10 protein-coding genes are annotated in these 10,792 nt (G+C 39.6%); 7 read left to right on the top strand and 3 right to left on the bottom strand.

Features of this window, described 5'->3' with window-relative positions; all coding sequences use genetic code 11:
• Positions 1-154: 154 nt before the first annotated feature.
• Positions 155-685 (bottom strand): GNAT family N-acetyltransferase, encoded by a 531-nt coding sequence (locus AC6HZ4_RS07965; RefSeq protein WP_497494446.1) that lies wholly within the window; start codon positions 683-685, stop codon positions 155-157.
• A 313-nt stretch (positions 686-998) separates the two neighbouring features.
• Between AC6HZ4_RS07965 and AC6HZ4_RS07970 the strand changes: the two genes are divergently transcribed.
• Complete coding sequence (locus tag AC6HZ4_RS07970; RefSeq protein ID WP_497494447.1) at positions 999-1,961, top strand: 2-hydroxyacid dehydrogenase; 963 nt, start codon at positions 999-1,001, stop codon at positions 1,959-1,961.
• Between the two features lie 347 nt (positions 1,962-2,308).
• Here the strand turns inward: AC6HZ4_RS07970 and AC6HZ4_RS07975 are convergent, their stop codons facing one another.
• Both AC6HZ4_RS07975 and AC6HZ4_RS07980 read right to left on the bottom strand, forming a co-directional pair.
• On the bottom strand, positions 2,309-2,818 hold the full coding sequence (locus AC6HZ4_RS07975) for a hypothetical protein (RefSeq protein WP_497494448.1): 510 nt from the start codon (positions 2,816-2,818) through the stop codon (positions 2,309-2,311).
• A gap of 484 nt (positions 2,819-3,302) precedes the next feature.
• Positions 3,303-3,806, bottom strand: coding sequence for a CBO0543 family protein (locus AC6HZ4_RS07980; RefSeq protein ID WP_497495642.1), 504 nt, complete (start codon positions 3,804-3,806; stop codon positions 3,303-3,305).
• Positions 3,807-4,349: 543 nt separating this feature from the next.
• Between AC6HZ4_RS07980 and AC6HZ4_RS07985 the strand changes: the two genes are divergently transcribed.
• The 6 genes from AC6HZ4_RS07985 to AC6HZ4_RS08010 all read left to right on the top strand — a co-directional run bounded on the left by AC6HZ4_RS07985 (position 4,350) and on the right by AC6HZ4_RS08010 (position 10,608).
• Positions 4,350-4,670 carry an SDR family NAD(P)-dependent oxidoreductase gene (locus AC6HZ4_RS07985; RefSeq protein ID WP_497495643.1) on the top strand — a complete coding sequence of 107 codons (321 nt, stop codon included), beginning with the start codon at positions 4,350-4,352 and terminating at the stop codon, positions 4,668-4,670.
• The gene (locus AC6HZ4_RS07990; RefSeq protein WP_497494449.1) at positions 4,660-4,896 is read left to right on the top strand and encodes a 3-hydroxyacyl-CoA dehydrogenase family protein; all 237 of its coding nucleotides are present in this window, start codon (positions 4,660-4,662) and stop codon (positions 4,894-4,896) included. Before AC6HZ4_RS07985 ends, AC6HZ4_RS07990 begins: the two co-directional genes overlap by 11 nt.
• 272 nt (positions 4,897-5,168) lie before the next feature.
• Positions 5,169-5,954: a 3-hydroxybutyrate dehydrogenase gene (locus AC6HZ4_RS07995; RefSeq protein WP_497494450.1), complete on the top strand. Its 786-nt coding sequence runs from the start codon at positions 5,169-5,171 to the stop codon at positions 5,952-5,954.
• 1,017 nt (positions 5,955-6,971) lie between these two features.
• Positions 6,972-9,302 carry a xanthine dehydrogenase family protein molybdopterin-binding subunit gene (locus tag AC6HZ4_RS08000; RefSeq protein WP_497494451.1) on the top strand — a complete coding sequence of 777 codons (2,331 nt, stop codon included), beginning with the start codon at positions 6,972-6,974 and terminating at the stop codon, positions 9,300-9,302.
• On the top strand, positions 9,289-10,122 hold the full coding sequence (locus tag AC6HZ4_RS08005) for an FAD binding domain-containing protein (RefSeq protein ID WP_497494452.1): 834 nt from the start codon (positions 9,289-9,291) through the stop codon (positions 10,120-10,122). Before AC6HZ4_RS08000 ends, AC6HZ4_RS08005 begins: the two co-directional genes overlap by 14 nt.
• A 30-nt stretch (positions 10,123-10,152) precedes the next feature.
• Positions 10,153-10,608 (top strand): (2Fe-2S)-binding protein, encoded by a 456-nt coding sequence (locus AC6HZ4_RS08010; protein WP_497494453.1) that lies wholly within the window; start codon positions 10,153-10,155, stop codon positions 10,606-10,608.
• Positions 10,609-10,792 lie beyond the last annotated feature (184 nt).

Here is a 10,792-nt window from a genome sequence, read left to right on the forward strand (position 1 = left end):
GTGATCATAAGAAAGATGGATCACAGGAAAAGTAATGACCATCCTTTCATATTCAGGAGTGCATTGAATCAGGATGGTCACTTTTTGTCTTTTTATATCATTTTCTTAACTTGATGGCTATGGAGATTTGGGACAGCTTCCAGGGAAAATCAAATCAATCTGTTATTAATTTTGAATAAATATTGAGATCGATAAACTTTCCTTTTGATCTTTCACACTGTCTTAGTGTCCCCTCAAACGTAAAGTTTAACTTTTGTAAGACTCTTATTGAATTCACGTTTTCGGGTTCTACTTTTGCTTCGATTCGGTTTAGTTTTAAGGATGAGAATGCGTAATCGACCAAAGAACAGATGGCTTCTGAAGCGTATCCCTTACCCCAAAACGCTTTAGCAATATCATATCCAATTTCTGCTTTTGCATTTTCAAAATCTAGGGAATTATAGCCACAAGAACCGATAATTTCATTGGATTCTAATTTAATTATGGAGAAGCGAGCAGCTTTGTTATTTTGGGTAAGTTCATCGAGAAGCTGGATCATATTTTTTGCCTGATTCTCACGAGTGAAGCAGCTAATATTCATGAACTTGGTAACATCTGGGTCAGACCAAATTTTAAACAAGCTAGATGAATCTGATACCTTCATTTTCCTTAAATATAATCTTTCTGTGTACAACTCTGTAATCAATACTTTTACCTCCAATATATTTTTATAGGTGAGTTAAAAATATTGATATCTGCGCATAGTTCAGTCCCTTCATTTTTTAATATTTTCATTATATAAGGTATAAAAGAATACACAAATGGATGCTTAATCGATTTAATTATGGCATATTTCGAAGAAACTGTGCAAAAAATCCATTTTGAGTAAAAAGGGTAACCGATGAGTATTCAAACTGAGAGATCGATAGGCTCAATATTTTCCCTTTGAGTTCTTTTAGGAATATAATGGTAATAGGGGAAATATAGTTACGCCCAATCAAGGGAGGGGTTTGAAGAGGATGAGCAAATATAAGGTTGTATTAACCGGAAAAACATGGCCTGAAGCATATGAAAAGGTGTTAGAGCAGTGCGAAGTGAAACTGTGGGAAGGACCAGGTCCCATTCCTCGTGACCTATTATTAGAATGGTTAGCTGATGCGGAAGGACTATTTAATATTGGGCATGTAAGGGTAGACAAAGAATTGCTGGATGCAGCATCAAATTTACGTGTAATTGCTCAATCAGGAGTAGGCTATGATAATGTTGATGTCGAGGCTTGCACGAGAAAAGGTGTTCCATTCAGTAATACACCAGGTGTACTAGTTGAAGCAACAGCTGATCTCACGTTTGGTCTTCTTTTAACGGCTGCTCGTCGTATTCATGAGGGATGGGAGCTTGTTAAAACTGGTCAATGGCGTGATGTATACGGCATTGATTTATATGGAAAGACACTTGGTATTGTTGGTCTCGGAGATATTGGAAGCGCGGTTGCAAGAAGGGCGAAGGCCTTTGGAATGAATATTATTTATCATAATCGTAAACGCCGGCAAAACGATGAACAAGCAGGTGCTGCATATGTATCATTCGATGAGCTGTTAACAACATCTGATTGCATTATTAGCCTTGTTCCATTATCCGAGCAAAGTCGAGGAATGTTTAGTACAGAACAATTTAACAAAATGAAACCAACGGCTTATTTTGTTAATGCATCACGCGGACCTGTCGTTGATACTAATGCTCTTTATGAAGCATTGCAACAGAATAAAATTACATACGCAGCACTTGATGTAACAGATCCTGAACCGCTTCCAGCCGATCACCGGCTCCTTTCATTATCGAATATTTTAATTACGCCGCATATTGGAAGTGCGACATTTGATACGCGTAATCGTATGGCTAATTTAGCAGCTGAAAACTTATTGGCAGGACTTTCTGGGAAACCTTTACCTACTTGTGTAAATCAGTCTGTTAATTACAAGTAGCATACAAACGGTTCTGACGCAAAAGTAATTAGCTAGAACTATAGAACAGCAATATCCTATTAATCTTGAAATTAAACGGTTAATCTAAATCATTTATGAATGACCTCAACCTCATTTTAGGCAGGATTCACCTCTTGGTGAAGCTGCTTTTTTTTATCATATGCATAATCAAAATCGAGCTAATGAAAGAAGCCGGATTGTTTTAGGCTGCTTTTTATCTATTAATCAAACAGATGTGACAGATTTCAGGATTAACAGCGGATCAATAAGGAGGCTAAGCATAGGCCCTCATTATGATTCCTATGCTTAGTGTTTTCATTATAAATAAGGTGATTCAAACAGCAAAATTAAGCTTCGATGGTTTTCTTGGTCTTCTTGTAGTAATAATGGATACACTCGTAAAAAGAGAGGAATAGAGAAATAACCGTTATATAAGTCGGGAATGAGTAAATCAATTTCCAGCCATGGTAGGTAAATACATTTAACCTGATGTTGATATATTCAAAAAGCATTGCAAATATAGCCCAAACTAGAATATAAAGGACAATTTGAAAGCCTCTGGGAAGAAGAATATCATAAAAATATACGCATAAATAACCAAAAGGAAGATACACTCCATCTAACATTAGATCAAATACTTCAAATTTCTCCGAATCATTTAAACGATAAAAATCATAAGGCGATATAGCAGCGATGCTGTGATCAATAATCTTAGGAATTGCTGTACCTAATAATATGATTAGAATGGTGATCGACGCAGGGAATCTTTTAGGTAATTTAAATAAAATAGTACTCAAAAGGATAATGATGATTATAAACCATTCATTTTCATCAAAGTGTTTCGGCAACATAAGCATATATTAAATAAGCTCCTCTTTACATAATTTTTTTCTATACAACTGCCATAGAAAGTATGAAATGGATACTATAAAAGTCCACTTGGTCAATGAATAAGCAAAATTCCAATTTTTTCTAATGATGGTGCCTGAAAAAATCAAACAAAATTCAACTGAAGCTACTGTAAATACAGCCAATAAAAGGAAGATAAACTTTTTTACTTTATTATGAACAAGCAGGGAAATATTAAAGAACCAAATAATGAGTAGAGGATAAAGAATAAGCAGGCCTAGAGTCTCGCTCCAAAAGCTCCCTAATTCCGTTGAAAGCTTTAACCATTTAAGGTTTACAAAAACTATCCAAGCTATAGTATGAGTAAGCAGCCAAATGATCATCCAAAGGAAAAAAATCTCAAATACATGCAGCCTTTTCGGAGTAACACAAAAAGAAATAAGAAGTATTAATGTTATGGATATGAAAATAGGGAATACCATTTCGTTCACCTTATTTCAATGTTTTAGTAGGTACATCAAATACATTCCATAAGAAGATTAGCCAAATTATTGAAAATCCCCAAGCTAACAGAGGGTTTTTATGATGAAGCCGCAATATGGAAAACATTACAATGTCAAATGCTAATGACCACCACATATTCCATCCGTGATAATGATATATCAAGTCAAAGTGAAGATTAATACGTTCAATTATGAGATAAAGAACTATCCAAAAGGCGTACCATGACAGTTGTTTCCACCAAACACGAGGATATTTTCCGAGATATATCAATATTGTAGCTGGATATACAGTTGCCATAATCATAAAATTAATTATTAGATGCCCGAATAAAATGGTTTCTCCTGCTATGGTTTCCTGATACTCCCACATGTGATAACTATGAAGCATAGCGTTCTTTAAGAGGTCACCGCCAATAAAGAACAGGATTGTTGGATAATAAACTCTCCAGTTCCTCCAATCTCCCCATTTTATTGCCGCAGCCAAAAATAACATAGTGTATATAAAGTGCACCTATTATCTACCTGCCCTTTACTTGTATAACCTAATTATTCCAAACAAGGAAGATTATTAACCATAGAACTTGTGTCGTTAATGATACTAAATTCTATAAAAGATTAAAGGAACCTTAACTTGAATTCATGAACTTGGTAACATCTGGGCTAGGCCAATTTTAAACAAGCTAAACAAACCTGAATATTCATATTTTATTGATTGAGATTGCTGGAGAACATGAGAGCCCGGTTCCTGTATGAACCCCTGGAAAACGAATTAAAGCACTATGTGTAAGCCTTTTCAAAAAAGATTGACAGTATAATGGGTATCAACTATTCTATTAACAGATAGAACCAATTAAGTTACCCACACGTAAAGCTGCAGCAAGAGAAAAAATGTATGCTAATGAAACAAGATATAGATTATATCTTATTTCATTCCTACCTTTTGCATACGTATGCAGATCGCTTAACACGTACTGTTGCATACACAAAGGGGGAAATCAATGATGTATTTTAGTGAGCTAGAGGGGCAAATGTTATCATTACTGGCCGAAACGAGTCTGATTTGTCTGCCGCAGTAGAGGAGTTAAAACAAGTACACCCGAATTGTTCCTATATTGCGGCAGATATGCAGGATGTCCAAAATGTTTATAACATGGTTGACGAGGCTGTATCCAGGATGACCGGGCTTGATGTGCTGGTTAATAATGCTGGGGTTAATATTCCGAAACCAGCATTAGAAGTAACAGAAGAAGATTGGAATCGAGTATTGGATACAAATTTAAAAGGTCTATTTTTTTGTGCACAAAGAGCAGGAAAATACATGGCGGCACCCGGTAACTGGTCCATTTATGACAGCTGATATGGGCGGATTGGATGTCTTTGATTCTATATCTAACTACTTGTTTCCAGATTTAAGCAGTCATCAAGAATCATTTGAAACGATGAGAAGGCTAGTGGAAGAAGGAAAATATGGACAAAAAACGGGCGCAGGCTTTTATCAATGGACACCTGAACAATCGAAAAGAATAAATGAAGAACGTGAGGGAGAACTGATTTATTGGCTAAAGAAAGATAGAGAAGCTTAAGGCAGCACGTATACAGCACTGTGGGGAAGCCAGAAATGGAAGGTCGGTTGCAAGAGGCGAATAGCCCCTTGCTTATATCAAAGCACATTCTTTTATTCCTACAGCAGCGATTCTTTAGAAAAGAGCCTTTTGATTTTAATGAAGATGGCATGATGTTCATAGAATGACTAGGAGAAGCAACCGTAGAGGAGGTTAAGGAAAGACAGGATCTTCGTTTACAGCAAGTGAGAATTGATCAATCAATCTAGTATATCCATAGGGGGGCGTAGTAGATGAATAGGATGTTAGATGGGAAAGTTGCCTTTGTGACGGGTGCCGCAAGCGGAGTAGGGCTGAAAATTGCCGAAATGTTTGCAAGGGAAGGGGCAAAGGTTATCATCTCAGATGTAAATAAAGAGGGGAGTGAAAGAGCTGCAAAAGAATTGCAAGCCCATGGCCATAAAGTATTAGCCGCTCATTGTGATGTAACAGATGAACAGCAATTTAAGCAAAGTCTGGACTATGCGCTCCAATCTTTTGGAAGTCTTGATATATTAGTAAATAACGCCGGTCTCCAGCATGTCGCGCCTATTGAAGAATTCTCTACAGATAAATTTGAGCTGCTCATCAAGGTTATGTTAACAGCACCTTTCATTGGAATGAAACATGCATTTCCTATTATGAAGAAGCAGGGGTACGGCAGAGTTATCAATATGGGGTCCATCAATGGGCTTGTTGGATTTGCAGGAAAAGCTGCTTATAATAGTGCTAAGCATGGGGTAATTGGTTTAACAAAGGTTGCGGCTTTAGAGGTAGCTAAGTACGGCATTACCGTAAACGCTCTTTGTCCGGGTTATATAGATACCCCTCTTGTGAGAAATCAACTCAAGGACTTAGCTGCGACACGGAATGTACCATTAGAACAAGTGCTGGAGCAGGTCATCTATCCTCTTGTTCCGCAGCAGCGTTTGTTGTCGGTTGATGAGGTAGCCGACTATGCTGTATTTTTGGCAAGTGAAAAGGCTAAAGGTGTTACAGGCCAAGCTGTTGTACTAGACGGCGGATATACTGCACAATGAAGGGAGATTTCGCAATACTGAGCTGTTAACACAAGCTTATCGTTTCCTCATTGAACTCTTAATCCTAACAAAATGGTGCACCTTAATGAACCCTATTTTGAGAATTTTAAACGCAGCATTATAGTAAGGGCAGTCTTCTAGATAAAAAAATGATAGATTCCAAAGATTTTAAGTGTTTTATCAATTAACCTTCTTTTGAACCCGCTTCCACAGCAAGCAGAGAATTGGCCTATTCGCTCATGATTTGGCCAATTCTCCGCCTAGAACTGCTGTGTCCGTTCTTCTTCAATTCTACTTTTCGTATTCTATAGTTCTGACGGATATACTAGAAAATCTGAGATTGACTTCTTCTCTTTTTACTTCGTAATAAGTGTATTCCTGTGTTCGCCATTTCGGTTTTCATGCAGGAGGAATCGGCAGCAGGCCTTTACATTTCGTAACTCCATGATAACCGTCCCTTTCGTAGTAATCCTTTTAGAACCCATTAATGCAGCTGAGCCTCTGCCGACGTCCCTGCAGGCTCGCCTATTGGTGATTTTTCTTGAATTTCCGGGAAAAAAATTAAAGATTCTAAGAATGGTTCTCCCATTAATATAAATACTGTAGGAACCTTTGCATTATAGAGCTCTTACTAAAACAGTGTTTGCGTAATGCTGAGAGATAGGAGAGCAGCACATTTCCCGGATACTTAACGCCATTAAACATCCGGGAAAAGCAGCAGCAACCATCATTTAAGTTATAAGACCTGCCAATAAGAGAGAAGGAGCATCCATGCTTTTTGAAGATGAGGCTGATACAGGCTTCTTGAATTGCAGGCTGTAATAAAATAATTGATATTTTACTTGAGCCAATCACAAATCAATATGCTACAGATGTATTGGTACTAAAGAGAATACTAGATTCAGGTACATCTATTTTATCTCCGGGTAGAGGATTACTCCATTTTTATGCTGAGGATAGGCTTAGGAGTGATGAGTCGAAATGTTTCATGAATAACGAGGGTTAGGAGGGAACAAATTGGAGGTAATTGGGAAAAGTGTCATTCGTAAAGAAGCGTGGGATAAAGTGACGGGCCGGGCGAAATACACAAATGATTACCAATCAGTCGGAATGCTTTCCTGTAAAATAGTCATTAGTCCATACGGGCACGCTAGGATCATTGCAATTGACACGACAGAAGCACTAAAAATGCCAGGAGTTAGGGCAATTGTCGCAGGAGAACATTTTCCGCTCACAGGGGAGGCGATTCGCGACCGTCCGCCGATTGCTGTGGATAAAGTCCGTTATCACGGGGAAGCAGTTGCACTAGTTATCGCTGAAACCCCAGAACAGGCTAGGGCGGCAGCCAACCAGGTTAAGGTCCACTATGAATTACTGCCAGTAGTAAATTCACCGACACAGGCGTTCCAAAAAAATGCTCCCCTCGTCCATGAAAAGTTAGGCGAATATAAAAAAGAGGAAGATTCACACCCGGTTCCGGGAACAAACATTGCAACCCACATTAAAATTCGCAAGGGCAATATGGATAAAGGATGGGCTGATAGTGAGGTAACAGTAGAAGCAAGTTATTCCTTTGCCCCTTCGGACCATGCCGCAATGGAAACAAGATGTTCGACTTGCGAGATTTTACCAGATGGAACAATCAATATAACGACCTCGTCTCAGGCCCCTTTTATGGCCAAAAAGCTTATAGCTGATTACTTTGGTGAGGATATAGGGAAAATTGTTGTTCATACGCCGCTTGTTGGAGGAGCCTACGGCGGAAAGGCAGCCGTTCAGCTTGAAGTACTTGCCTACTTAGCATCAAAGGCTGTCAGCGGCCGGCCCGTAAAGATTTGGAATGACCGTGAAGAGGATATGATTACATCCCCATGTCATATTGGTTTGGATGCAACAGTTAAAATCGGATCCGACCGCAGCGGGAAAATTCAAGCTATGGAAATCCTTTACTTGTGGGATGGGGGTGCTTATTCCGATAAAGCCATTGATATAACGAGATCAGGGGCAGTCGACTGCACAGGCCCCTACAATGTTGAGAATGTTTGGTGTGATTCATACTGTATGTATACCAATCATCCGTATGCATCCCCATTTAGAGGATTTGCTCATTCCGAGCTTTCCTTTGTGATTGAAAGAACACTGGACCTGCTCTCACAAAAGCTGCAGATGGATCCGCTTGAACTCCGTTATATAAATGCCATTAGGCCAGGAAATACGACACCGACAAGGGTTCTTTTAAATAAAAGCAATGTAGGAAACCTACCGCAATGTATTGAGAAAGTAAGAGCGCTGCTCAAGTGGGACGAAGGTCCGATTCAAGAGATAGATGAACGTTTTGTTAGAGTAAAAGGCGTAAGCTGCAGCTGGAAAACGTCAACGATTGATGCTAACGCTCCCTCAGGCGTTATTTTAACCTTTAATCGGGATGGGAGTATCAATTTAATGTCAGGGATTACAGAAATTGGAACAGGAACTAAGACTGTGCTTGCTCAAATCCTCGCTGAGAGACTTAAAATGGATGTCGATAAAATTCATGTTCGGATGGAAGTAGATACCCAGACAATGCCAGAACATTGGAAAACCGTCGCCAGCAGGGGAACATTTATGGCAGGCAGGGCTACCTTAAATGCTGCAGATGATGTGATTAAGCAATTAAAAGAATTGGCTTCATGTGTGTTAAGAGCACCAAAGGAAGATTTTGAAGTGGCGAATAGCCGGGTATTTTTAAGAGATGATCCATCCATTGGGCTCCATTTTAAAGATATTGGCTACGGTTATAAGTATCCAAATGGTAATGCTATTGGCGGTCAAATCATTGGCAGAGGAAATTATATATTACGTCATATAACGCATTTGGATCCTGAAACTGGAGCTGGGAAACCTGGTCCGGAATGGTCTGTTGCGGCATATGGAGTAGAAGTAGAATTCGACCGTAAAGATTATACCTATCGGATTATTAATGCTGTGACGGTGGTAGACGCCGGCAAGGTGATGAATGAAAAAGCAGCATTAGGTCAGGTTATGGGCGCAATGAGTATGGGGTTAGCATTCTCTGGGAGGGAAACATTTTACTTTGATGCTCTTGGGAGGGTTTTGAATCCGCAGCTTCGGACGTATCGCCCGCTCCGGTATGGAGAAAACCCTAATTACTCGGTTGATTTTGTTGAAAATCCACAGATTGATGCACCATATGGAGCCCGCGGGATAGGAGAACTAGGGTTAATGGGAATGCCTGGTGCCCTCGGGAATGCATTGTCCGTAGCCGCTGGTGTTTCGCTTCATAATCTGCCCTTAATTCCAGAATTGATTTGGAAAGCAAAGGAGGCAATAAAGAATGCTTCCGTTTAATTTTGATTATTATAAACCATCTTCACTTCAGGAGGCTATTGACTTATACCAGCACCTGAACCAGCAAGGCAAAAAGCCCATGTTTATATCAGGGGGAACAGAATTAATTACGCTTGGGAGAATTAATTTAGTCTATACAGAAGCGGTCATTGATTTGAAAGAAATTGCTGAAAGCAAAGTCATACAATTTAGCGGAGAACATCTCGTTTTAGGAAGCTCGGTCACTCTTACTGAACTTGGTGAAGAGAATCTATTTCCCTTATTATCTAAAACGGCAAGTGAAGTTGCTGATCATACCGCACGGGTAAAAATTACGCTTGGCGGGAATATATGTGCACAAATTTTCTATCGTGAAGCTGTTTTACCCTTTTTACTCTCCGACAGCCAAGTAGTCATTGTTGGGCCGAAAGGAAGCAAAGTGGTTCCCATTCATGAGGTATTCCGGGAACAGCTGCAGCTCTCGCCGGGCGAGTTTCTTGTACAAATAGCAACAGAAAAACGGTTTACTGAGGCGCCGTTCTTTACCTTCAAAAGACGCCAGCAGTGGGATACCGGCTACCCATTGATAACGGCAGCGGCCTTAAAAATCGATAACGAGATCAGGGTAGCTGTAAGCGGGCTCTGTCCCTTTCCTTTTCGATCGCAGCTGATAGAAGCAGCATTAAATAATAAAGAGATGCCGGAAGCAGAAAGAGTTGAACGCGCACTTACTTCATTGCCGGGACCGATTTTAGATGATGTCGAAGGTTCAGCAAATTATCGCTTATTTGTGCTGCGGAATTTATTATTGGATGTCTTAGAGTCATTGGATAAGGCATGAGAAAGCTGCATGCTGAAGGGGGCTGAAAGCTTGAACTTACAAACAATCGTGTTACGCATCAATGATGAGAATCAAATTGTTACGGTAAGAGCAGCAGACACCCTTTTGTCTGCATTAAGGGAAAAACTGGGCTTAACTGGTGCAAAACCGGGCTGCTTAAATGGGGATTGCGGGGCATGTACGGTGAATGTTGACGGCTGGCCGATGAAATCATGTTTGATGCTTGCCATTGAAGCAGTTGGAAAAAAGGTTACAACTATTGAAGGACTGAAGGATTCCCCGATTCAACGGGCATTTGTGGAAAACTTCGCGTTTCAATGCGGTTATTGTACACCTGGCTTTATCATGAACTGCCACTCGCTCATCCAGCAGCACCCCAATGCCGATGATAAAACAATTAAAGAATGGCTGGAATCAAATATATGCCGGTGTACCGGCTATGCCGAAATTGAAAAAGCTTTAAAATCTGTCCTGGAGGAGAAATAAGCAGTTATTTTTACAAGTGAATTGTATAAAAAAGGATTTTGCTGGAAGGCGAAATCCTTTTTGGATTATCAGGGCTTTTTGATATATTCAAAGAATGAATATATCATCTCAGGACTACAAAGCACAGCATAGACAAGCTTTAGGGCCAGTATTTAAATAAAATGACTGTATTTGTCATCTTCTT

The organism is Ectobacillus sp. OTK (assembly GCF_059698935.1).